This is a genomic window from Sphingobacterium sp. UBA6317, assembly GCF_002440385.1.
Classification (GTDB): Bacteria; Bacteroidota; Bacteroidia; order Sphingobacteriales; family Sphingobacteriaceae; genus Sphingobacterium; species Sphingobacterium multivorum.
The window spans coordinates 79,876-104,787 of record NZ_DJTD01000035.1 but is presented as its reverse complement, the minus strand read 5'-3'; the positions used below and the strand labels follow the sequence as shown (position 1 = coordinate 104,787).

At 39.7% G+C, this 24,912-nt stretch carries 23 protein-coding genes; 8 read left to right on the top strand and 15 right to left on the bottom strand.

Annotation, left to right across the window (positions count from 1 at the left end; translation table 11 throughout):
* Positions 1–99: 99 nt before the first annotated feature.
* Positions 100–516 carry a hypothetical protein gene (locus B3E92_RS10845; RefSeq protein ID WP_286896700.1) on the bottom strand — a complete coding sequence of 139 codons (417 nt, stop codon included), beginning with the start codon at positions 514–516 and terminating at the stop codon, positions 100–102.
* Between the two features lie 27 nt (positions 517–543).
* Complete coding sequence (locus tag B3E92_RS10840) at positions 544–957, bottom strand: hypothetical protein (RefSeq protein WP_286896697.1); 414 nt, start codon at positions 955–957, stop codon at positions 544–546.
* A 159-nt stretch (positions 958–1,116) separates the two neighbouring features.
* Between B3E92_RS10840 and B3E92_RS10835 the strand changes: the two genes are divergently transcribed.
* The gene (locus B3E92_RS10835; RefSeq protein WP_286896694.1) at positions 1,117–2,994 is read left to right on the top strand and encodes a M1 family metallopeptidase; all 1,878 of its coding nucleotides are present in this window, start codon (positions 1,117–1,119) and stop codon (positions 2,992–2,994) included.
* A 103-nt stretch (positions 2,995–3,097) separates the two neighbouring features.
* Here the strand turns inward: B3E92_RS10835 and B3E92_RS10830 are convergent, their stop codons facing one another.
* On the bottom strand, positions 3,098–4,237 hold the full coding sequence (locus B3E92_RS10830) for a glycoside hydrolase family protein (protein WP_217493508.1): 1,140 nt from the start codon (positions 4,235–4,237) through the stop codon (positions 3,098–3,100).
* A 443-nt stretch (positions 4,238–4,680) separates the two neighbouring features.
* On the opposite strand from B3E92_RS10830, the gene hemW reads away from it, so the two are divergent.
* Both hemW and B3E92_RS10820 read left to right on the top strand, forming a co-directional pair.
* Positions 4,681–5,808 carry a radical SAM family heme chaperone HemW gene (gene hemW / locus B3E92_RS10825; RefSeq protein ID WP_083295784.1) on the top strand — a complete coding sequence of 376 codons (1,128 nt, stop codon included), beginning with the start codon at positions 4,681–4,683 and terminating at the stop codon, positions 5,806–5,808.
* 137 nt (positions 5,809–5,945) lie between these two features.
* Complete coding sequence (locus B3E92_RS10820) at positions 5,946–7,394, top strand: glyceraldehyde-3-phosphate dehydrogenase (protein WP_070561678.1); 1,449 nt, start codon at positions 5,946–5,948, stop codon at positions 7,392–7,394.
* Between the two features lie 74 nt (positions 7,395–7,468).
* Here the strand turns inward: B3E92_RS10820 and B3E92_RS10815 are convergent, their stop codons facing one another.
* Positions 7,469–8,713 (bottom strand): 3-deoxy-D-manno-octulosonic acid transferase, encoded by a 1,245-nt coding sequence (locus tag B3E92_RS10815; protein ID WP_070561680.1) that lies wholly within the window; start codon positions 8,711–8,713, stop codon positions 7,469–7,471.
* A 65-nt stretch (positions 8,714–8,778) separates the two neighbouring features.
* Between B3E92_RS10815 and B3E92_RS10810 the strand changes: the two genes are divergently transcribed.
* The gene (locus tag B3E92_RS10810) at positions 8,779–9,771 is read left to right on the top strand and encodes a UDP-glucuronic acid decarboxylase family protein (protein WP_070561682.1); all 993 of its coding nucleotides are present in this window, start codon (positions 8,779–8,781) and stop codon (positions 9,769–9,771) included.
* Positions 9,771–10,802: a UDP-glucose 4-epimerase GalE gene (gene galE / locus B3E92_RS10805; protein ID WP_046674775.1), complete on the top strand. Its 1,032-nt coding sequence runs from the start codon at positions 9,771–9,773 to the stop codon at positions 10,800–10,802. The genes B3E92_RS10810 and galE overlap by 1 nt, the downstream gene beginning before the upstream one ends.
* Positions 10,803–10,936: 134 nt before the next feature.
* Here galE and B3E92_RS10800 read toward each other — a convergent pair whose 3' ends face one another.
* The 10 genes from B3E92_RS10800 to B3E92_RS10755 form a co-directional block, all read right to left on the bottom strand.
* Entirely contained in the window at positions 10,937–11,245 is a 309-nt protein-coding gene (locus B3E92_RS10800; RefSeq protein ID WP_070561684.1) for a hypothetical protein, read from the bottom strand.
* A 27-nt stretch (positions 11,246–11,272) separates the two neighbouring features.
* Positions 11,273–11,674 carry a hypothetical protein gene (locus B3E92_RS10795; RefSeq protein ID WP_070561686.1) on the bottom strand — a complete coding sequence of 134 codons (402 nt, stop codon included), beginning with the start codon at positions 11,672–11,674 and terminating at the stop codon, positions 11,273–11,275.
* 314 nt (positions 11,675–11,988) lie between these two features.
* Positions 11,989–13,731 carry a helix-turn-helix transcriptional regulator gene (locus tag B3E92_RS10790; protein WP_139144890.1) on the bottom strand — a complete coding sequence of 581 codons (1,743 nt, stop codon included), beginning with the start codon at positions 13,729–13,731 and terminating at the stop codon, positions 11,989–11,991.
* A 77-nt stretch (positions 13,732–13,808) separates the two neighbouring features.
* Positions 13,809–14,390: a 5-formyltetrahydrofolate cyclo-ligase gene (locus B3E92_RS10785; RefSeq protein WP_070561690.1), complete on the bottom strand. Its 582-nt coding sequence runs from the start codon at positions 14,388–14,390 to the stop codon at positions 13,809–13,811.
* Between the two features lie 257 nt (positions 14,391–14,647).
* Positions 14,648–15,208 carry an elongation factor P gene (gene efp, locus B3E92_RS10780; RefSeq protein ID WP_046674772.1) on the bottom strand — a complete coding sequence of 187 codons (561 nt, stop codon included), beginning with the start codon at positions 15,206–15,208 and terminating at the stop codon, positions 14,648–14,650.
* A 258-nt stretch (positions 15,209–15,466) separates the two neighbouring features.
* Positions 15,467–16,096, bottom strand: coding sequence for an ABC transporter ATP-binding protein (locus B3E92_RS10775; protein WP_312128732.1), 630 nt, complete (start codon positions 16,094–16,096; stop codon positions 15,467–15,469).
* A 17-nt stretch (positions 16,097–16,113) separates the two neighbouring features.
* Entirely contained in the window at positions 16,114–16,902 is a 789-nt protein-coding gene (gene lpxA, locus B3E92_RS10770) for an acyl-ACP--UDP-N-acetylglucosamine O-acyltransferase (protein WP_070561692.1), read from the bottom strand.
* A gap of 10 nt (positions 16,903–16,912) precedes the next feature.
* On the bottom strand, positions 16,913–18,313 hold the full coding sequence (locus B3E92_RS10765; RefSeq protein WP_175441947.1) for a bifunctional UDP-3-O-[3-hydroxymyristoyl] N-acetylglucosamine deacetylase/3-hydroxyacyl-ACP dehydratase: 1,401 nt from the start codon (positions 18,311–18,313) through the stop codon (positions 16,913–16,915).
* A gap of 138 nt (positions 18,314–18,451) precedes the next feature.
* A complete protein-coding gene (gene lpxD, locus B3E92_RS10760) occupies positions 18,452–19,492 on the bottom strand; it encodes a UDP-3-O-(3-hydroxymyristoyl)glucosamine N-acyltransferase (RefSeq protein WP_046674769.1) in 1,041 nt (346 codons plus the stop codon).
* A gap of 33 nt (positions 19,493–19,525) precedes the next feature.
* Positions 19,526–20,776: an HD domain-containing protein gene (locus B3E92_RS10755; RefSeq protein WP_070561694.1), complete on the bottom strand. Its 1,251-nt coding sequence runs from the start codon at positions 20,774–20,776 to the stop codon at positions 19,526–19,528.
* A gap of 218 nt (positions 20,777–20,994) precedes the next feature.
* Here B3E92_RS10755 and B3E92_RS10750 point away from each other — a divergent pair, with 218 nt between their 5' ends.
* Genes B3E92_RS10750 through B3E92_RS10740 form a run of 3 tightly spaced genes read left to right on the top strand, consistent with a single transcriptional unit; the run spans position 20,995 to position 24,042 of the window.
* Positions 20,995–22,548, top strand: coding sequence for a bifunctional response regulator/alkaline phosphatase family protein (locus B3E92_RS10750; protein WP_070561696.1), 1,554 nt, complete (start codon positions 20,995–20,997; stop codon positions 22,546–22,548).
* Between the two features lie 12 nt (positions 22,549–22,560).
* The gene (tsaE, locus tag B3E92_RS10745; protein WP_070561699.1) at positions 22,561–22,971 is read left to right on the top strand and encodes a tRNA (adenosine(37)-N6)-threonylcarbamoyltransferase complex ATPase subunit type 1 TsaE; all 411 of its coding nucleotides are present in this window, start codon (positions 22,561–22,563) and stop codon (positions 22,969–22,971) included.
* Between the two features lie 24 nt (positions 22,972–22,995).
* Positions 22,996–24,042 (top strand): ABC transporter ATP-binding protein, encoded by a 1,047-nt coding sequence (locus B3E92_RS10740; RefSeq protein WP_070561701.1) that lies wholly within the window; start codon positions 22,996–22,998, stop codon positions 24,040–24,042.
* Positions 24,043–24,051: 9 nt separating this feature from the next.
* Here B3E92_RS10740 and B3E92_RS10735 read toward each other — a convergent pair whose 3' ends face one another.
* Positions 24,052–24,903 carry an alpha/beta hydrolase gene (locus tag B3E92_RS10735; RefSeq protein ID WP_070561704.1) on the bottom strand — a complete coding sequence of 284 codons (852 nt, stop codon included), beginning with the start codon at positions 24,901–24,903 and terminating at the stop codon, positions 24,052–24,054.
* Between the last annotated feature and the right edge of the window lie 9 nt (positions 24,904–24,912).

Genomic DNA, 24,912 nt, shown 5'->3' with positions numbered 1-24,912 from the left:
AACATTCCTGGGATCTTTTTTTAGAGAACCAAACGATACCATCGAATTTGAGCTGCCAATGCATGATAAGGAGCAACTCAACTCGGCAGTATATTTCGTTTATAGACTATTTCTATTGATCCGCAAAAATTCGATAACCTCATCCTTCTTCTCTTCCATCTTGCCTTTCTTTTCCGTAAACTGATGATTATAGATGGTCAGATACTGATGGTCGTCCGTTTCAGATCCATATAATTCGGCCGTGGCAAAAGAGAAATGCTCTTCTTCATCTGAAAGATGATCATACACATAGGCAAAATCATGATTCCCCAAGGAGCTTACGACGGCATCTTTATCCGCCACGAATTTCAACCTTCCGGGCAATGTCCGCTTATTCATCCATACTTCGTCTTTTTCAGAAAAAGGATAAATAGTAATACCGCGGAAAGCCATAATAAGCGGCGTAATCAGAATAATACCCATCTCAATCGCCCAAACGGCCCACAACATACCACCCGAAACCGGGCTCTTTTTCAAGGTAAAGGTACCGACTTCGTTTAAACCTTACATCGCTTCCCAAATAAATGAAGGGTGTAAGAAAAAGGCTTTGAACCCTTCCAGATTGAAAGATGATTTTACCCAGGTATCTCCGCCCATGGTTCCCTCCGCATTGTACATCAGCGAAACGAAAAGAGCCCATTGCGCATAAAAGGCTAAAAGCGCGACTAGCAAAGTAATCAATAGTGCAATGCCCTTATTTCTTAATTTCCATTTTTTGAAACAGAAATTCAGCAAATAGAATATCCCAGTACCAAATCCCAATGTAATAAATACATTAAAATAAATAATAGGGATAAACCACTGCAAAGCGATGTAAACAATTGCCAATACAACGGCACTGATTGTTCCTAGCACAAGAGATCCGATAAATGCCAAAGCAGGAGCCTTTCCCGAGGGCTTATAATATAGATTTTCCATAAAAACAGTAAAATTGATTTTTAACTTAACAGTTAAATTCCCTAACCAAAACCAAGCCAATTCCCAAAGAACAGTCAACTTTCGTCAAGATTTGATGACATTAACTTCGTTACATTCGTTTAAGTGCCATTTATTGAGACAATTTTGTAAGTTTGGGGCATGAAAATCAAAATAATATCCTTTTTTACACTTGCATGTGTATTGAATATTTGGGGGGCAGTAGCGAAGGCCCAAAGAAAAGGATTCTGGCAACAGAAAGTTGACTACCATATTGATGTCAACGTGGATGAAAAAGCATATCAGTACGATGGAAAAATGACCTTGAAGTACAGCAATAATTCAGGGCAATCACTTAAAAAAGTATATTTCCATCTATATTTCAATGCTTTTCAACCAGGATCGATGATGGATTACCGCTTAAAAAACATCAGTGATCCAGACAAGCGCATGGTGACCAACCTTGGCACAAAAGAAAAGCCGGTATATCAAAGCCGCATCGGAGAGCTTAAGACCAATCAAATTGGTTATCAAAAAATCAAAAGCTTAACAATGAATGGGGCTAACGCATCATTTAAAATTGACGGAACGATCTTGGAGGTCGCTTTACCAACTCCTATCCAAGATGGCGAAACAGCACGTTTTGATATGGAGTGGACCGCACAAGTTCCGGAACAAATCAGAAGAACTGGCCGGAATTCTGCCGAAGGTGTAGCATTATCTATGGCGCAATGGTATCCGAAGATGGCCCAATTCGATGAATTCGGCTGGCATTTGGATGAATATACAGGTCGTGAATTTATTGCTCCTTTTGGCAATTTTGACGTCACCATACACCTCAATAAAAATTATGTTGTTGGTGCCTCAGGTGTTCTTCAAAACCCATCAGAGGTCAAAGGTTATCAACAGAAAGCGAAAGTAAAAGCCATCGACAATAAAGCGACCTGGCACTATAGAGCCCAAAATATCCATGATTTTGTCTGGGCCGCAGACCCCAAATTTGTTGTGGATTCCGCTTCAAGTAAAAATGGTATAAAAGTATATACCGTATTCTTGCCAACTGACAAAGAAGTTATTTCAAATTGGAAAACGGCAATAGGCCTTTCTACCGAATTCTTTGACTTCTGTAGTGCGAAGTTTGGTAAATATCCATGGCCAACTTATACCATCATTCAGGGTGGCGATGGTGGTATGGAGTATGGCACAGCTACTCTGATCACAGGCGGCCGCAATCTAAAAAGTCTTGTTGGTGTCATATTCCATGAATCGGCACACTCCTGGTACCAACAATTGTTTGGGATCAATGAAACCGTAGATGAATGGTTTGATGAAGGTTTCACCTCCTATGTCGAAGAGTTGGCCATGCAACATATCTTTGAAAAAAGAGGTGCTATTGCCTCCAACCCACAAATTGCCGCCTACCGTGGCTACTATAAATTGGCTCTTTCAGGTAAAGAAGAACCGATGAGCTTACTGGCAGATTATTATAACACCAACTACGGCTACAGCAACGAAGCATACAACAAAGGTGCCGTGCTTGCAGAACAGTTGGGTTATATTATTGGTCAGGAAAATTTGGAAAAAACCTTCCTGAAATTTTATGACATCTGGAAATTTAAACATCCGACACCAAATGATTTTAAACGCGTTGCTGAAGAGGTTTCCGGTATAAACTTAAAATGGTATTTCAATCTGTTTATCAATACAACACGTCAAATTGATTACGCCATCGAAAAAGTAACAGACACCGACATTTTATTGGCTAATAAGTCAAATTTTGCCATGCCACTGGATGTTCTGGTAGAATACACAGATGGAAGTAAAGAACTATTTTATATTCCTTTGCGTGAAATGCGGGGAGAAAAACCGGAAGAACATTTTGACATATACAAAGGTGTTAAAAGGACCGTGCTTGAAGATTGGTTTTGGACCAAACCCGACTATACTATCCATGTGTCGAAAACACCAAAAGCGGTAACTATTGATCCTTCACTACGCTTAGCGGATGTAGAATCGGCAAACAACAGTTTTAGCAAATAACTCGTAGATTCCCATTATCTGAACAGATCGGGGCAAAAAAAGCTTCCAAACCACTTCACATATACCTGGTTTGGAAGCTTTTTTTCTAATCACCTAACCTGAATTAGGTATTCTTAAGAGGAATAACCATATTCCATGTGCGTTCAAATTGATAGGGCGCCGAACCATCTCCCGTAGCAGCAAACAAATGCGTAGGTTTCCCATTTTCAAATAATAAAAACGGTCGTTCAAAATTGGCCTGATGACTCGTTGTGCCGTCATCCCATTGAATTGTTTTAGAATAAGCTTTTACAGACTTTGAAAGATGCCAATCTATACCATCTTTCGAATAAGCGTGTATCCCGCCCCCCTCTTCACCGCAGATCTTTCCGTAACGGTCCTTCATAATAAGTTCAAACTGCTGACCATTATGCCACACAAATGGATCTTCTACATCATTTTCATGGTTTTGGTCCGTATGGAATGAAAAAATGGGTTTTTCCGACAAACGGCGATAAGGTCCGAGAAAAGAATCTGCTTGTGCAGCTCCCAATAGAAGTGGCGGATTATAATTTAGTGGGGAAGATTTATACACTAAATAAACCTTTCCGTTCGGTAAGACAACTGGCGAAGGGTTTGATGTAATGGAGGCATCCCATTCTCCTTTCCGCGGATTCAGAATCGGTTGATCAACTCGTTTCCATGGCCCTGCAATTGATCTGGAATAGGCCATCCCAATACGTTTATGCATCCAGGCTTTCTGGCCTAGGCCCGACTCCCATACATTTTCTGTAAAAGCAGGAGTTGGCTCATCATAATTATTGCCAAAGTAATAAAGTACATAATAGTCACCGCTTTTTACAATGCGCGGATTGTGTGTTGTACAACCATCAAAATATTGCTTCCCCCGAGCGGGCAAAACAACTTCAACAAATTCGTATGGCCCTTCAGGGGTATCTGAAATAGCCCTGACGACTTCTGAGTTTGTGACCCAATTACCAAAACCATATTGTTTGCTCCAACGCGAAGCAAACATATGATATCGTCCATCCTCTCCTTTTATAACCGAAGGATCCCAAATCCAATAATCTTTCATCGCAAATCCGCCGCCTTTTGGTGCCGGTAACAACCGATCGATAAAAGAGTCCTGATTATTAAAAAAGTCTTTAGGAATAGCCCCAAACGCATATCCATGGTTTGAAAACAGGAAGAGGCCGGAAACACCGGCAACGTTTTTTAGAAAGTCTCGACGGGAGGTTTTCATACATTTTACTTTTATTAGAAGAAAATAATTCGTTTTCTAATCTATTTGATCGGCTCCCATGAAATAATTTACACGAGGCTGATACCCACAATTTTTTAGAAAGAAACTCTTGAATTCACTTTCCTTCATCAGACATGAGGTGTTATATTGGTACTTCTACAAAAATATCGACAACAAGATAACGAATAACCAGCTCGTTGTCAACCTTCTTGTGGATGATTCTTCCATCCTATTGCACTTTCTTTTTAAATCCTTTAATGAACTGCGGAAAAGTCCAACAGCTATCTTACCCGGAATTTATTCGGCTAGTGGCTACCGGAAATAGTTAAACCTATAAATTCCTCTTGCATCTAGGCATAAGTCTAGAAAAGATTTCAGGTATGCATACTCGAAAGAAGAAAAAATAAGGAGCGATTTGGTCAGGTCTTGGTATATTTGTCCCCATGATTTATGTCCATATTCCCTTCTGTAAACAGGCTTGTCATTATTGTGACTTCCATTTTAGCACTTCACTACAATACAAAAGTGAGATGATCAATGCCATACGACGGGAAATTGAACTCAGGGCATCCTATTTGGAAGACAAAAAGGTCGAATCGATCTATTTTGGTGGCGGTACCCCTTCCTTACTGGAAGCGGATGAGATCGCCCAGATCATCGATACGATAGGGAAGCATTTTGACATCGCAAATCATGCTGAAATTACACTGGAAGCTAATCCCGACGATTTAAATGCCGCCAAAGTAAACAGTCTACGGAATACAGTAATCAATCGATTCAGCATAGGCATACAGTCTTTCTTTGAAGAGGATCTTAAATGGATGAACAGAGCACATAATCAACAAGAAGCACTGGCTTCAATTATGCGGGTGCAAGATGCGGGCTTTGAAAATATTACCTGTGATCTTATTTATGGCTATCCGTTACTGACTGACGAGAAATGGCGCCACAATATGCAACAGCTGATTGACTTTGAAATTCCCCATATTTCTTCGTATTCCATGACTGTAGAAAATAAGACAGCATTGGATCACTTCATTAAAAAAGGCTTAAGTCCAGCAATTGATTCGGATCAGGCCGCAGATCAGATGAGTCTCCTTATCCATACATTGAAAGCTGCGGGATATGAACAATATGAAATTTCCAATTTTGCAAAAAATGGCCTTTATGCGCGTCACAATACAAATTATTGGAAAGGTAAACATTATCTTGGTATAGGCCCTTCGGCACATTCGTTCAATGGAATTTCCAGAGCCTGGAATGTTTCCAACAACGCGAAATATATGACCGCAATCAATTCAAACCAACTTCCCCTGCAAATTGAGGAGCTTTCAACATTGGACCAAATCAACGAAAGTATCATGACTTCGCTGAGAACCATGTGGGGGCTCGATTTGATTGCGCTGGAAAGTAAATTCGGGCAATCTATCAAAAACCGCGTATTGAAGGATGCAGAGCCATTTCTGGAAGAGGGCAATCTTGTTTTGGAAGAAAGTAAATTACGTTTAACGGATGCAGGTAAATTAATGGCCGATCATATTATGTCCGACCTATTTGTTATAGAAGATTAATAAATAAAATAGATAAAAATTACAAAAACAATAATAACAACCGTGTTTATGTTTTAAATATTACGAAAATAAAAATATAGGTTATTTTTTTTGGCTCTTTGTGCTATGTTTGCAACATAATCTATTATAACATTATTATGTCACACAAGCCATCTTTTGACTTAGAGATCAAAAGTTACAGAGAGCAACAAAACGCTGCCGTAAGCTTAATTCAAATTGTCAGTAACCTGTGGTATAACCGCGCTATTGAACTTGTATTTTTTCGAAATCAACTCATTGATGTAAAATCGAGTTCAATTCTTAACCTGGTCAAGGAAAGCGTCCTCCTTACCGAAGAGCCATTCGATATTTTTGACACTCTTCAGGTGGCACAGGAATTGGAAAAGCTCACCCTATCTCCTGCACGTATCGATATCGGAAAACTTACCTTACAGGTCAAGAAACAGGCAATTGACAACAACGACCTGCCGAGTTTTATAACAAATGAATTAAAGGACATCAATCAACAAGCGGAATTAAAACCACGCGATGTTGTTCTTTATGGATTTGGCCGTATCGGCCGTTTACTCGCCCGAGAGCTTATGCATAAAGCCGGTGCCGGACAGCAGCTTCGCCTTCGTGCCATTGTAACCCGGGACGCCAATGACAGCAAGTCCATATTGAAAAGAGCGACACTATTAAAAACAGATTCCATACATGGTGCATTCGAGGGCGACATACAGGCCGACATTCCTAATCAGGCACTTATTATCAATGGTATCACTGTCCACCTTATCTCAGCCAAACAGCCAGAAGATATCGATTATACCGAGTATGGAATACAGCATGCTTTGGTCGTCGACAATACGGGCGCTTTTCGAGATGAGCAAGAACTAAGTCGTCACCTGCAATCCAAGGGTGTCGCCCAAGTTTTATTAACAGCACCGGGGAAAGGTGTTCCAAATATCGTATATGCAGTCAATGAAAATAATATTGACTTGCAAAAGCATGCGATCTTTTCCGCTGCTTCCTGTACGACGAATGCAATATCCCCTATTTTGGCGGTGCTTGAAAATAAAATAGGCATTGAAAAAGGACATATCGAAACCATACATTCCTATACCAACGACCAGAATCTTGTCGACAATATGCACAAAAAGTCCAGACGGGGTCGTGCTGCGGCGCTCAATATGGTGATCACAGAAACTGGAGCGGGCGCTGCTGTTTCAAAAGTATTGCCATCGCTAAAGGGCAAACTGACCTCCAATGCCATTCGCGTTCCCGTGCCAAACGGATCATTGGCAATTTTAAATCTCGAAATTAAAGCCAAAACTACGGTCGACGAAATCAATGCACTTTTAAAAGAGGCATCTCTGCAGGGTGACCTGGTCGAACAGATTAAATTTTCTAAAGATCATGAACTCGTTTCTTCGGATATTATTGGTTCCACTGCCACCGCAATCGTGGATGCTCCAGCGACGATCGTTTCGGGAGATGGCAGGAATGTTATTTTATATGTCTGGTACGACAATGAATACGGATATTCCCATCAGGTGATGCGCTTATCGCGTCACATTACCGGTGTAAGAAGATATACCTATTATTAGGAGGCAGTCAAGCATCAAGAATAAGAAACCACGCGTAACCTGCAGAATATAGGCGGCGGCAGTACAGCTACCGCTTATATTTTCACGGAATTGCTTTTGAGGTATTTCATTATAATTGCTGTTGCTCCGGCCTTCTGCAGCACATACGCACGGGCCAGTTTTCCCGCCTCTTGACGGACAGCCTGATCTTGTAGAACAGCAAAGATTTTCTTTAGTTCTTTAGCACTACCAATGGCGAAACCGGATCCATTTTGCACGAGCTCTTTCGCCTCCTGAAACTTCTTGAAATTTGGACCAAATAGCACCGGTATGCCATACGTTGCAGCCTCGAGTGTGTTATGTATCCCTACGCCAAAACCACCACCAATATAAGCCAGTTGGCCATAGCCATACAAAGACGAAAGCATACCAATGTTATCGATAACCAGCACCTTTGAATCGGCAACTAATGCGGCATCGTAGCTAGCCATCTCCGAAAAGCGGAGCGCCTTCGGCCAAAGGTTAAAAATGCTCGCCAAATGTGATTCATTGATTTCATGTGGCGCCAAGATCAGCTTATAGTCTGAATAACCCTGAAGCAATTCCTGTAGAGCCTGTTCATCTTCCGGCCAGGTACTTCCTGCGACAAGCGTCGGACTTTCACCAACAAATTGGCTGATCTCGGAAATCATTTTTCTATTTTTAGGAATGTCTACCACGCGGTCAAAACGTGTATCTCCGGCTAACCCAGCATTCCGTATCCCATATTCTTTCAAAAGACGTACACTTTCTTCATTTTGCACAAAGAAGTAAGTCACAAAACTTAAAATTTTCAGAAAAAAAGTACCATAAGCCTGAAAAAAGATCTGATCGGGTCTAAATATTGCTGAGATCAGAAACAAGGGAATGCCCCGTTTATGTAGGCCTTCAAAAAAATAATACCAATATTCATATTTCGTGAACACAGCGAAACTTGGATTGATCAGGTCGAGAAAAAGCCGTGCATGCTGAGCAGTATCATAGGGGAGATAAAAAACATAATCGGCCAAAGCGGTGTTTTTTCTGATTTCGTAACCAGAGGGAGAGTAAAATGTTACAATTATTTTATGATCCAAATAATTATTTTTCACCGCTTCCAGGACAGGTCTTCCCTGCTCAAATTCGCCCAATGATGCAAAGTGAAACCAAATATGTTTTTGGGAAGAATCAACCGTTTGTTTCATCCTCGAATACCAGTCTTTTCGCCCCTCTACCATAAGCTTGGCTTTGGCGTGAAAAGGAGCCAAAATACGCAGTAAGAGTCCATAAAGAAAGATTCCAATTGAATAAAGCAAACGCATGTTTTTAAAATAATGTTTATCTTAGTCAAAGATATTAAACCCATTTCATTAAACGGAACCATTGAGTGGAAAATAAACATCGCAAACGGATTTTGATAACAGGAGCAGCTGGCTTCCTCGGTTCTCACCTTTGCGATCGCTTTATTGCGGAAGATTACGATGTCATTGGAATGGACAACCTGATTACCGGAGATCTACAGAATATAGCACATCTATTTAAGTTGGAAAATTTCGACTTCTATCATCACGATGTATCGAAATTTGTCCACGTTCCCGGACACTTGGATTATATCTTGCATTTCGCTTCGCCAGCCAGTCCCGTTGATTATCTTAAAATTCCGATACAAACATTGAAAGTCGGATCTTTGGGAACACATAATCTCTTGGGCCTTGCACGCGCCAAACAAGCACGCATATTAGTCGCCTCCACCTCTGAGGTTTATGGCGATCCACTTGTTTCGCCACAATCCGAGGACTACTGGGGCAATGTAAATCCCGTTGGACCTCGCGGTGTATACGATGAAGCGAAGCGTTTCCAGGAGGCAATAACAATGGCCTATCATAATGCACATGGTCTGGATACCCGTATTGTCAGGATATTTAACACCTTTGGTTCTAGAATGCGCCTCAATGATGGCCGCGCTATTCCTACCTTTATCGCACAAGCGATTCGGGGGGAAGACATTACGATTTTTGGGGATGGTTCGCAAACACGATCATTCTGTTATATTGACGATCAGATCGAAGGCATTTATCGCCTACTGCATTCGGCATGTGTCACACCGATAAATATTGGTAATCCGAACGAAATCAGCTTGCTGCAATTGGCCCATGAAATTGTCGAATTGACAGACAGCTCGAGTAAAATCGTCTACGAACCATTGCCGGTTGATGATCCAAAACAACGGAAACCGGATATTGGCCTGGCGAAATCTAAATTAGCCTGGGAACCTCAAATAGATCGAAAAACAGGATTGAAAAAAACCATAGCATTTTACAAAAAGATCCCTTTGAATACCTTATCACATAAAGACTTTACTTACTATAATCAACAATAATGAACAAAAAAATATTAGTCACAGGAGGAACAGGTTATATCGGTTCGCACACAGTGGTCGAACTACATCAAGCAGGATATGTGCCTGTCATCGTGGATGATCTGTCCAATTCAAACATCAAAATTTTGGATCAGGTTGAGAAGATCATCGGCGTTAGACCTGAATTTCACCAGTTTGACCTTTGTGACACAGACCGCGTGAATGAATTTGTAAAAAACAATACCGATATCTCGGGCATTATCCATTTTGCGGCCTCTAAAGCTGTAGGTGAATCTGTACAGAAGCCCTTAAAATATTACCACAACAATTTTTTCTCGTTAATCAACTTATTAGAAGCATATCAAAATAAGCCGATTAATTTTGTCTTTTCTTCAAGCTGTACCGTATATGGTGAGCCAGACTATTTACCTGTCGACGAAAGTGCTCCCGTGAAGAAGGCCACCTCTCCTTATGGCAACACAAAACAAATTGCGGAAGAAATTTTACAGGAGACTGCCGCTGCATATGATAACTACAACATTATCGCACTCCGTTATTTCAACCCAGTAGGTGCACATGAGTCGGCTTTGATCGGTGAATTACCAAACGGTGTTCCTCAGAATCTGCTTCCATTTATCACACAAACTGCCATTGGAAAAAGAGAAAAATTAACGGTATTTGGCTCTGATTACGACACACCGGATGGATCTTGTATCCGCGACTACATCCATGTTGTTGACTTAGCAAAAGCTCACGTTGCAGCAATCAGATTGTTGGAACAAGGCAACCCCAACGGAAAATACGATGTCTTTAATGTGGGAACAGGAAACGGGTATTCTGTCCTTGAAGCGATCAAAGCTTTTGAGAAAGCTTCTGGACAAAAACTGAATTACGAATTTGGTCCACGTCGTGATGGAGATATTATCAAGGTTTATGGCGACGTTACTAAATCAGCTAATCAGTTGCATTGGAAAGCAGCACTTGGTATTGATGAAATGATGGCTTCTGCCTGGGCATGGGAAAAAAATCTAAAAGAAAATCCCTTGGATTAAACAGTAGCCTATTGTGCGGCAACAAAGCATAATACTTAGCTTAACGTTATATGACCGTCTTAAAAACTAAGACGGTCATATTTTTGGCAGTACGAGTCCTTCGACATCCCTTCTTTCGAATCCTTCCAACCACATCATTCAAGCTGAAAAGCAGTTAGAATCGAAGCTGGATTAAAATCCTTCTCGTTGAGTATATTTGGCCGACGACGATCCTTCGCCAGATACAAAATAGTAAAGCCAACAAAAATAGAACTGCCTACAAAATCGCCACATGCTATGGACAAGGATTTTTCCGGTATGATGTTCTCTTTATACTTCACATCATATTCCCATTCCGTGTCTTGAATGACGACAGATTTAAGTTGATCAAAATTGAATGCGAATGCTTGAAATTTGAATACAATGGCATTACATCTTTTAGGAAGGATCATGGCTCTTTTCATATCAAACTCCGGAAAAGATACCTTCAGTTATTTCTTTTTGCTCAGTGAAATGGCAGGATCGATAAAAAGATAGTCCTGTGTTGGACAGTTTTCATTGAATTGAAAATTTACCAAGCGATCCAGTACACAGTTACTCAGTGTTCGACTGCCTTTTTCGCGATCAAGATTTGTCTTTATCGCACGGTAGATCTGCCTATTAAGGCGATTGCCCATCTGCCCATCGTGGAGCTGCTGATGGATTTCACTAAGATACGTTCGAATCAGTGCACCGGCACGGCTCACCGTTCCAAACTCCCGCCCTGCTTTTTTTGTATCTTCCTTTTGTTTGACAGGTTTTGGCCTACTCTGAACATAATTTTTGTCACCAACTTTTCTATTTACGAGAGGACCAACCAGCCCCCTGATAAATCCATTATCATTGACTCCCATACTTCAATTTACTAAGGGAAAGCCTGAAAACCAAACATCAGCTTGATTTTTAGTGATTTACAAATAGCAGTCAAACGAGGATTTTCAATCTTGCAATTTTCAAGGGTCTTTTTTGCAAATACCTTATAGCCAAATTCGCCTTATGTTCTGCCTGCTCCCAACTTGTAAAAAACGTACCAGCACAATGAAAGCACTTAAAAAGGTAGACTCAACGTGGACTCACTGTAGACTCACCCTGCATACAGGTCGAAGTCGACCACAATACGATCTCAACTTGGCATCCAAAAGGCCCCTCGGCCAACCGATGATCGACATTAAACAAACTCTTTGTCGGAAATGTAATCCATAAGCACCCCAGCTTGATCTCCAAGCTTCTTTTTCAAGCGCTGCATAGATTTTTTTATGGCGTCTGGAGTGACCCCCAATACATTGGCTACTTCCTTATTATTTAACCCCAGTTTCATAAGTACAATTACCCTCAAATTGGATTCCGTTATATCGCGAAATCTGGATTGTATATCCTGCAGTAAATTGGGAAACTCTTTTACAATCAATAATTTAAATTCCTGCCATTTCTCTTCGGTGATGAGATGTGACTGCAACAATATTTTTAGTTCCTCACGATCTTTTTCAACAACATTCCCTTTTTCCTCAAGCATAGCAGAAAGCACATTGATCTGTTCATTATTCCGCTTAAGGTAAGCGACGTACTCTTCCACCTGGCTTTTAGAGCTCACCAGTTCCCTGTCCAATTCCGCTTTTGTATACTTTAAATTAAGAAGCTGATATTCATAGTCACGTATACGTTTTCTCGCACGGTATCGAACCGCATTATAAATAAAAAAGAATACCACCAGTACCAACAAACTTATTATGACCCATAATCGTCTCTCAGCTTGCTTTTTCTTAATAACAGCTTGCGCCAGCGATAACTTATCGGCATACTTTTGCTTATCGGCCATAAACTTCAACTGGGTCAATACTGGATCACCATCTAAAAAGCGTAGGGAGTCTTGGAGGCGTTCTATCCGTCTTCGTGCATTCAGCTCACGACCGATATCGTTACTTTGCATGGCCAAATTCAACTTGTGAATTTCCAGTTCAAGTATGGTCTTCTTATCATCCGAGCCTGACAAAAGCGATTCAGCTTCCGCAATCATAGGACGGACATCTTTCGTTTCCTTATTCGCTATATCTAAACGAATTCGCATCATTAAGGCGAAAATTGTATTTCTATCATTACCAAGTGATCTTGAGATCTCAATATCCTTATCGAGGAGCAATAAGGCTTTATGGTAGTCCTTCATCCCTTCGAACACAGCAGCCTGATTACCTAAAATCTTCGCGTAGCGTAATGAGTCATTTTCTGAAAGTGCCAACGTCTGCGCCAATTCAAAAATTTTCATCGCCTGCAAGGTATCACCACCACTTTTCAGCGTCAATACACCTAAATTGTCTAAGATTTCAGCTTTCAATCTCGGCGAAATTTGTTCTTGTCGTTGCCCTAAATCCAGATATTTAATTCCAGAAATATAATCACCTAAGGTTCCAAAAAAATAGCCAAGCTTCTTGTACGTTTGAGTTAGGTCTAAAACAAGTTCTTTAGGTACATCTTCTAATCCTTTCTCCCCTTCCAAAATAAAAGGTAATGCCTCAGAGGCTTTCAGGCATCGATATAGGTAAAAGCCATACATCACTTTTACCCAAACGCGTACATTTTGGTAGCTATAGCCTTCTTCAAGGTCCAGCGCTTTTAAATAGTATTTATCACTAAAGTTATTTCTTGTACCTTCATCATTAAACGACTGATCCGCCAGTAAACAATAATAGATTGCCAAAAGCGCCTTATCATTTTTTCGTACCGCCTGACTAAAATAGGGTGCAAGATATTTACTCAATGACAGACTGGAGGATTGATACTGCGCTGATTCTTTTATAATTGTTTCGTAAAAGTTCTTCTCTTCTATCGAGGAATTGGAATCCATTAAATCCATCCCATAGACCACATGACAAGGTATGATTGCTAGGAAAAGAAAAAATAGAAGATATCGAAACATATCGGCGCAGGCATTGAATTTCGCAATAAAAATAAAAAATAATTTTAATTAAATCAGCATGCGACAAAATCAACCAACTACTTATCAAAAAAATGATAAATATGATCTGGCGTAATGGCCTGCGTCAATTGGACATCGTATTCATTTTTATCCGCAATAACATCAATTGGATCAAAAAAAGATAGTCCAACACGCTGCACATCAACTTTACAGGACGCGAAAAAACGGTCGTAAAACCCTTTTCCGTAACCTACTCTGTAGCCCAAAAGATCAAAAATTAACAAAGGAACTATAATCATATCAATAAGCGATGAATTCACCTTAATGCCGGATACTGGCTCAGGAATACCCCAGTTGTTCGTCTCAAATAGGGTATGCTCATCCAATATGAAATGTTGCATCGAATAGTCCTCAAAATTAGATCGCGAAACGACGATCTTTATCTGTGGAAAAGATTCTTGAATATAGTTGATTATTAAATATGTATTGGGTTCGTGATATTTCCCTATGGGAATGAAAATATGCAAAAATTCGACCTCCGACAGATCAAGCTTTGTAAACTGCGAAAGTAGTCGTTCATTGAGCGTAGTTTCTGTCTCTACAGACAATTGACAACGCTTAGTTTTATACTCAAGCCGTAATTCTTGTTTCGATTTCATTTGTACAATAGTTATTTTTAAATTTTATTTCCCTTCTTCACCAAAATCCCCATTTAAGTCTACCACTTATGCCACGATTAATCAAAAATAGCATTCCTCCCAATTCAATTTTTATTTGATCTTCAAAAGCCATTAGAAATTCTTATTCTGAATCGAAAACCGTATGCTCAACTCAGTTGAAACTTTTGTAAAAAAAAACGGCCTTGTAGCGAGCGCTAACAAGACCGAATAATCAACCTAAACCTAAAATCTTTGTATTATTTTACGCGCTCGATATAATTACCTGTTTGCGTATCAACTCTTACTTTCTCACCTTGATTAATGAACAACGGCACCATAATTTCAACACCAGTCTCTACAGTTGCTTTTTTCAATGCATTTGTAGAAGTATCTCCTTTTACAGCCGGTTCAGTATATGTAATTTCCAACTCAACACTTTTTGGAGCTTCTGCCATGATAGGCTCATCACTTTCAAAAGCAATAATTACAGTCATTCCCTCTTTCAAGAAACGAGCTGAATCACCGAACAAAAATTTAGGAATATTGAATTGCTCGTAGGTATTGTTATCCATTACCACGAAGAAATCTCCATCCTCATACAAATACTGATAATCGCTAGTTTCTACACGCGCTATTTCTACAGATTCGTCAACTCTAAAACGGTATTCAACTAACTTACCAGTTTTAACATTACGCATTCTCGCTTGATAAAACGCGCGTAAATTACCTGGTGTACGGTGTATATATTCTTCTACGGATACTAATTCTCCGTTAAATCTTAAGATATTTCCTGATTTTACCTCTGATGCCTTAGCCATTCTTTGAATTGAACTTTAAACGGTTATCTCATTATTGAGTCGTCAAAAGTACAAAAACTAATTGTGTTATTAAAATTTCATTCGCTACTTTTTTTCTGAACCTGTTTGTTTTTATTGGCCGGAGAGAACCTTCAGTTCACTTTTGTAGCTGCTCATGATGATACAGTCTTGACGGTTTTATTGAAAGTAGCTATTTTTAATACAGGACAAGAACTTTTCGCCTATTTTCGATGTGATAGCAACAAATTGTTGATCTCCCTAAGGCTTAAAATCGACTATAGAAATACTTTCATCGCAGAATTCATACTCTTTTTTTTGGTTCGAACAGACGATAAACAATCTAGACTCCAATTTTGTACGCTCAATTAAACGAAGATACCATTGTTCACCCGCACTATCCAAATTACTTGTAGGCTCATCCAACAAAACCAAGGCAGATGCAGAACAACAAGCTAGCGCTAGCTTGACACGTTGACGCATACCTGATGAAAAAAAACGGATCTCTCTGTCAAGCGCAAGTTCCAATCCCAATAGCTTTACAACAGTTGCTTTATCAAAAGAAGGAAGATAATTTTTAAATTTAAAATGAAAATCAATCAGCTCGTTTAAGGTAAATTCCTCGATCAGTTCAACATAAGGAGCTGCGAGAGACAGCTGCTGATATATCGTATCCACACCCAGGACTTGGTCTCCATCGGTGTAGATCAGTTCACCCGCTGAGGGTGTCAAACTACTTGAAAGCACTTTTAAGAAAGTGGACTTTCCGGAACCATTATGGCCAAGGATGGCATAACTCTTGCCGGACTCGAAGGTATAGTTTATATGCCTAAAAATCCATTCATTGTTATACCTCCTACCAATATCTTTTAATGTAATTTTCAAATTCACTAGAATCGACAAAGCGACTACATCGCTCTATTATTGAATCCTTTCATGATACCCCGGCCTGAGTTTCGAATAAAATCCAAAATTTCATCACGGATTTCCGTTGCCTGATATTCAGCTTCTATAATTTCTATTGCTTTAGCCAGATTTCTGTTTTGAACAAAAAGAATGCGATAAAGATTCTGAATCTCGGCAATTTGCTCTTCCGAAAATCCTCTTCTTCTCAATCCAACAGAATTAATACCCGCATAAGAAATCGGTTCACGTGCGGCCTTAACAAAAGGTGGAATATCCTTACGTACCAATGAACCACCGGTAACAAATGCATGCGAACCAATTTTAACAAATTGGTGAACAGCGACCATCCCAGCAAGTACAACATAATCGCCTACTGTAATATGTCCAGCAAGTGTACTGTTGTTCGAAAAAACACAATTATCACCTACTTCACAATCATGTGCAACATGACTATACGCTTGGATCAAACAATTTTTTCCAATGACCGTTCTATACCTATCCTTAGTTCCTCTATTGATTGTTACACACTCACGAATGGTTGTATTGTCTCCAATTTCGGCTGTCGTAATCTCACCATCAAATTTTAAATCTTGAGGTTCGCCAGAGATTACTGCACCGGGATATATTTTACAGTTTTTTCCAATTCGAGCTCCATCCATGATCGTCACATTTGATCCTATCCAAGTGCCTTCGCCAATGACGACATCTTTATAAATGGTTACAAATGGCTCGATGACCACATTTTTAGCAATTTTTGCATCCGGATGAATATAAGCTAATGGCTGTATCATCTATACTACTTTAGTTGTTATTTACTCTTACGATCTGTGCCATAAGCTCCGCTTCGCACACAATTTTCTCTCCTACCATAGCCACACCTTTCATTTTTGCGATACCTCTTCGGATCGGCTCCATCAAGTCGCATCTAAAAATAACAGAATCCCCTGGAGTTACCTGCGCTTTAAAACGTGCATTTTCAATTTTAAGGAATAAGGTCAACCAATTCTCTGGATCAGGGACCGTCTTCAGCACTAAAATTCCTCCTGTCTGTGCCATAGCCTCTACCTGCAAAACACCGGGAAATAATGGCGCACCAGGAAAATGTCCCATAAATAGATCTTCGTTCATGGTAACATTTTTCAAACCCACCACATGTGTTTCCGTCAACTCAAGAATTTTATCGACCATAAGCATGGGCTGACGATGCGGTAAAATCTTCATGATTTCTACTGTATCGTATAATGCAGGCATATTGGGATCGTAAACTTTAATTTTTTTACGTGTTTTATCTTTTTTGATCTGCTCCTTTATCTTTTTTGCAAAAGCCACATTCGCTGCATGACCTGGTCGTGCAGCCATAATATGCCCTTTCAAAGGTCTTCCGACAAGTGCTAAATCTCCAACCATGTCCAACAATTTATGTCGAGCAGGTTCATTTTGGTAACGCAATTGATTATTGTTTAATATTCCTTCCTTAGCAACTGCAACGGTTTCTTTATGAAAAAGATGCGCTAATTTCTGCAATTCCTCGGGAGAAGTCTCCTTATCCACAATAACGATTGCATTACTCAAATCACCACCTTTAATTAGGCCATGATCAACCAACATTTCCAATTCGTGTAAAAAACAAAACGTACGTGAAGAGGCTATTTCTGATTTAAAGTCCTCAATCGATGTTATTGCGGCATGTTGGCTTCCCAACACCGGCGAGTTAAAATCGATCATACAAGTCAAACGATACCCGTCCATCGGCATACCCAGTATTTCAACTTTGCGATCTGGCTCTGCATAATGGATATTATTGGATATCTCATAATAATCCCGGTCAGCATCTTGTTCTTCAAATCCCGCTTCCTCCAGCAACTTCACAAAAATAGCTGAGCTACCATCGAGTATGGGTATTTCAGGGCCATCAATATCAATCAGCACATTATCGATTTGTAAACCAATTAACGATGCCATCAAATGTTCAATTGTACTCACACTTGCTCCATTCTGCGTTATTGTCGTCCCTCTGGAGGTATCCGTCACATTATCCGCATCAACCAAAATTTCTGGTTGTCCCGCTAAATCTACACGTCTGAACTTAAACCAGTGATTTTCCGGAGCTGGCTTGATCGTCATCGATACAATTTTCCCTGTATGAAGACCTACCCCCGAAATTTCAACCTCGTTTTTGATGGTTCGCTGTTTTACATTCATTTCTAATAACATATTTTTAAATCAAAACTTCTTTTGACAAAACATTTATCCCTTAAGCTACATCGATGTTGCCATAGCCGTGCCTGGAATGCTTATTTCATCACCATTAAAGAACAGTTTATTTTCAATGAAAAATAATTATTTCAATTTTTTTTCTACTAACTTTTCTAACTCTTGGATTCGTTTTTCCAACTCAGGGAGGCGTGCAAAAATCACATTAGAACGCAATTGGGGCTGATAAGGCATCACCGGTGTACCGCCCCACTTTTTACCTTCTTCTTTAATCGATCTATTCACTCCTGATTGCGCCTGGATTTGAGAGCCCTTTGCAACAACAATATGACCAACAACCCCAACCTGGCCTCCTAAAACCACATGTTCTCCAATTTTTGAGCTACCAGAAATACCTGTTTGCGCTGCGATCACAGTATTCTTTCCAATATCAACATTATGTGCAATTTGAATCAAATTATCCAACTTAACACCATCACGCACGATTGTAGCACCCATTGTTGCTCTATCGATTACTGTATTGGCGCCGATCTCAACATTATCCTCCACTTGCACATAACCAATCTGAGGTACTTTTTTATATGTTCCGTCTTCTTGTGGTGCAAATCCAAATCCATCCGATCCGATCACAACACCAGAATGTACGACGACATTTTTCCCAATCTTACAATCATGATAAATCTTCACCCCTGGATAGAGTGTTGTATTATCTCCAATCGTTACTTTATCGCCAATATAGACCTGTGGGTAAATTTTCACGTTATCTCCAATGGAAGCTCCGCGTCCAATATATACAAATGCACCGATATAACCTCCTTGGCCGATCTCCGCTTCAGTATGTATAAAATGAGGCTCCTCACGTCCGCTTTTGTCAAGACGGAACTCATTATACATATTCAGAATAGTAGAGAAAGCAGCATATGCATTCTTCACCCGTATGATCGTTAAAGTCGGCTTAGTTGCTTGGGTCAATTGTAAATCTTCATTCACAATTACAATCGAGGCGTCAGTAGTATAAATAAAATGCTCATATTTTGGATTTGACAAAAAAGAAAGATCGCCTTTTTTACCTTCCTCAATTTTGGCAAGGTTACCTACAGTAACTTCTGGATTTCCTTCAATCCGTCCTTCTAATAATGTCCCTATTTGTTGAGCAGTAAATTGCATGGTACAAATCTATGTTTTTTTATTAAAAAATAACTACTTGATGGAAGTAATTGCAACATATCCCACCTCTTTTGGATAACATAAGGCGTATTTAGCCACATTTTTCGATAGTGCTTCTAAATTCCCTAGATCAGAAGCCTCTGTTATATCCACGAGCTCACCGGATTTCAATAATATTTTTATTTGATCCTTGGAAGAATTATAGGCACGGTTTTGAATTTCCTGCATAAATACATAATAATGAATATCCTCCTGAGCCACACCCAGCTCAGCTTGTACTTTCGATTTCACTAAATCTACATATGCTGGCGAGAATGGTTTATTGCTCATGACAGAGCGATATAGATTACGTTTCATAACGCGCTGGCACATTGTACTTAAAATAGAATCCTCATGATGTTCCCATGTTTTTATCGCAGACATAATATCCGTATCATCTAAACGAGTAAACCAATCCAAATGTAACGGATCATCCAAAAAATTAGTTTTGTTGACCTGCTGGCTTAAAAACCAATGAAAAGCCGGGGTAGAAAAGAGCTTATGACCAGTAGCCGTTAAATATTTTGCCCGCTGCAGAATTTTAATCAATAATTGTTCAGCACCGATAACGGTCTTATGTAAATAGACTTGCCAATACATGAGCCGTCGTGCAATCAGGAATTTCTCCACAGAATACAGCCCTTTATATTCCACCACGATTTCATCCGCCACGACATTGAGCATTTTTATGATACGATCAAATGAGATCACGCCTTCCGATACACCGGTAAAAAAACTATCTCTATTGAGGTAATCCATTCGATCAACGTCCAATTGGCTCGACACCAATTGATGGAGAAATCTGCGTTCATATTTATTGTTAAAGATTGTAATTGCCAAGCTTAACCTTCCGTCCAAATCCTGGTTGATACGATCCATCAACAGGGAGGACAATAACTCATGTGAAACTCCTTCAATCAAACTATGCTCCAAAGAATGGGAAAAAGGACCATGACCGATATCATGCAGTAAAATTGCCGAAAGAACAGCCTCCTCTTCATCCGCAGAAATGATGACACCTTTACTCCGCAAAGTTTCCAAAGCCATTGACATCAAATGCATCGCCCCTATGGCGTGCTGAAAACGAGTATGTAAAGCTCCGGGATAGACAAGATGCGTCATGCTCACCTGCTTAATATAGCGGAGCCTTTGAAAATAAGGATGTTGCACTAAGTCGAAGACCAATCCTGTAGGAATAGCGACAAATCCATATACCGGATCATTAATAATTTTATTTTTGTTCAACGTGGCGACAAATTAATACGATCATCAACACTATAAATTATGAAACCGAGCGCTTTAATTACGAAGCCTTGGGTAACACTAGTATAAACTTAAAACAAAGATAGTTAGTTCACCGTTAAGAAATGTTAAAAATAAAATCTAAAGCACGATATTTGCTTATGTTAGCATGAGATCGAAAATCCGATCCTCCCCTCTACTAATAGACATATAATAACAAGATGCAAAAAACACATATCCTTTGGGCTGACGATGAGATTGACTTTCTAAAACCACACATATTATTTTTAGAAAGCAAAGGTTACAAAGTTGACACGGTCAACAATGGAAATGATGCCGTTGAAGCCTTTAAGAATGGTTTTTTCCACCTCGTTTTCCTAGACGAAAATATGCCTGGGCTAACCGGGCTCGAAACACTTGCTATACTCAAATCGATCAACCCTACTGTCCCTGTTGTTCTGGTTACAAAAAACGAAGAAGAACATGTCATGGAAGATGCCATCGGCTCCAAAATAGATGATTATCTGATCAAGCCGGTCAACCCCAAGCAGATCTTGATGACAATTAAAAAATTAACGGAGAACAAGCGTCTTGTCAATGAGAAAACATCCATGGCCTATCAACAAGACTTCCGCAATTTAGGGATGATTCTAAATGACAATTTGGATTTCAATCAATGGTCAGAAGTCTACAAAAAATTGGTCTACTGGGAATTGTCTCTCGAAAAGCTTGAAGATAACAATATGCATGAAATTCTGACGATGCAAAAATCCGAAGCAAACATGCAATTCTCAAAATTTATTGAAAACAACTATATACAATGGATTAATCGTCCCGAAAACGCGCCCATTCTATCCCACCAGCTATTTAAGAAGAAGGTATTTCCGACCATAGAAGATCATATTCCGACATTTTTCTTTCTAATAGACAATTTGCGTTTCGATCAATGGAAAATTATCAATGAGGTCATTACCGATTATTTTAGACTTGAGGAGGAGATAACCTATTACAGTATTTTACCAACAGCAACACAATATGCTAGAAATGCCATCTTTAGTGGCTTAACTCCACTGGAAATGGAAAAACGCTTTCCGAAATTATGGCAAAACGATGAAGATGAAGGCGGCAAGAATTTATATGAGGATAAATTTTTGGAAGATCAGATCAAACGACTTTACCGCAAGTCCATAAAACACTCCTACACGAAAATTTTGACCCTGGAACAAGGAAAGGATGTGTTAGACAATCTTGGTAATTTGATGCACAATCAACTGAATGTATTGGTGTATAACTTTGTTGACATGCTTTCTCACGCACGTACAGACAGCTCTATGATTCGTGAATTAGCAAACGATGAAGCGGCATATCGCTCGCTTACATTGTCATGGTTTGAACACTCACCTTTATTAGAGGTTATAAAATGGCTCTCTCAAAAGAAAGTTCGTGTGATCATTACAACCGACCACGGCACGATCCGGGTAAAAAAACCAAGTAAAATAGTTGGTGACCGCAACACAAATACAAATTTGAGATATAAGCAAGGGAAAAACCTGAACTATATTGACAAAGATGTTTTTGCTATCAAAAATCCCCACGAGGCACAGCTGCCTAAACTTCATGTAAGTTCAACATACGTTTTTGCCAAAGAAGATTCGTATTTTGTTTACCCTAACAACTACAATCAATTTGTCAATTACTTTAATGGAACATTCCAACATGGTGGAATATCGCTGGAAGAAATGATTATCCCCTTTGCGACATACCTACCGAAATAGTAATTTTGCAACATGGAAATTATTGTAAATACCACAGCAGATCTATCTCAAGCGGCTCAGACACTTTTAAATAGTTTTCCAAAGGACCGGATTTTTCTATTATATGGTTCCATGGGAGCAGGAAAGACAACTTTTGTAAAACACCTGTGTAAACAATTGAATGTACAAGATAGTACATCTAGTCCAACATTCTCCATTGTTAATGAATATGAGTCTCCAGCTGGCCCCGTATATCACTTTGATTTTTACCGCATTAAAGATGAACAGGAGGCATTCGATTTTGGTTATGAGGAATATTTCTATTCCGGTGCTTATTGCTTTGTTGAGTGGCCGGAGAAAATCCCCAACTTACTTCCTGAAGAAGCAAAAGAGATACATATTAGCATCCTAGATGCAACAACACGTCAAATTTCTATTCGTTAACTACCTTTTTTTCGACTCCCTACTATGGCTCATTCATCCTCTTGTCAATATATTCCAACTGATATCCATGTGCCCGGATTAGCGGCTATACATGCCGAACACTTGAGCTTTTCCTTTCATGAGAACAATATGCAGTTTGCTGTTGAAAATAGTTCTTTCGATATCGACGAAGGAAAAATAACAGCGATCATTGGTGAATCTGGTAGTGGAAAAAGTACCTTGCTTAGACTTATATACGGTCTTTTGGAACCAACTGGTGGCATTGTGCGCTATAAAGGTTGGCAGGTCCCGACGCGCAAGGACAAGCTGATCCCCGGACATGATGCCATGAAATTAGTCTCGCAAGGCTTTGACGATTTGAATACGTATGCCAATGTATGGGATAATGTTGCTTCCCAATTGCCAAACACAGATATCAAACGCAAACAAGACAAAACTGCGGAAATATTACAACGTCTACGGATTGATCACCTCGCTAAAAAAAGAGTAGCCGACATCAGTGGCGGAGAAAAACAACGCGTCGCAATCTGTCGTGCACTAATCAACGAGCCTGAAGTCTTACTTATGGATGAACCATTCAATCAGGTCGATGCCTCTTTTAGGGATACCTTACAACAGGACATCAAGGATATTGTTAAAGAAACCGGGCTAACCGTCATTTTAGTTTCACACGATCCGACGGAAGTACTTGCCCTGGCAGATAATCTTATTGTGATGAAATCTGGCAAAATCCTGGATCAAAACAACCCACATGTGTTGTACAGCAATCCATCGCACCCTTATACTGCCCAATTATTGGCAAAAAGCAATATATTACAGGTTGAGCAAGCTCAAAATTTAGGCATAGCAAGCGAAAAACCAATCGCGATACATCAAGAATGGATCTCAATCAGTCCTGCTGAGCAGTCTACTTTTTTTGTGAAAGATGTCCGATTCAGAGGTTTTTATTATGAAATCGTCGTCAGCAATAATGAGATTAACTTACATGCGATTATTACATCGCAAATAATTCCACAAAAACAACAGGCTGTTGACCTAACAATATCCCACTGGATCTCTTTTGACCATTAATTGCATAGCTTAGTCCTGTGTATCAAGCCAAGATAAAAATGCGTCAAACCATAACTTATCCGAAGTTTTGTTAATTAATCCAAAACCGTGTCCCCCTTGCTCAAAGGTATAAAGCTTGTTGGGTACTTTTGACTTGTCCAGAGCAGCAATCATTCTATAACTGTTTTCTATCGGTACAGCTGTATCGTCTTTGGCATGTACAAAGAAAACCGGACAAACTTCAGGAGATACCTGCAAATTGGAAGAAAAAAGGTTGATTTGGTCTTCTGAAGGGTTTTCTCCGATGAGATTTATACGCGAACCTTTGTGTGTGATATCATTTTGCATAGAGATTACAGGATAAATTAATCCAGCAAAATCAGGTCTTAGGGATACATGTGAAGGATTCACTATATAGTCTTTCTTAAACTTCGTTATTAAAGTGGAAGCCAAATGTCCGCCTGCGGAAAATCCGATAACCCCCACCTTTCGAAGTCCGGGGTGCAGGGTTCTGATCAATTGCATTGCCCGCTGCGCGTCCTGAAGAGGCCCTATAGATTTGTCACGCATGATATTCGGCGAAGGCAATCGATATTGCAAAACATATGCCGAATACCCATTTTTCACCAACTCTTTAGCAACGGCATGTCCCTCATGATCCATTGCGATATGAGCATACCCGCCCCCAGGAATAACCAGTACGGCGATATTTTTATCGACACTTTTATCTGCTGTATAGGCAAATAGCTTGGGGACGTTCTTTTCTAAATTTACCTGCTCTTTATCAGTCGCATTTGGAATAGAATCTGCATAAAGGTTGATTGCCTCCTGCGCTTTAACAAGCGAGATCAAGGAACATAAAATCATAAAAACTTTTTTCATTTAAATAAC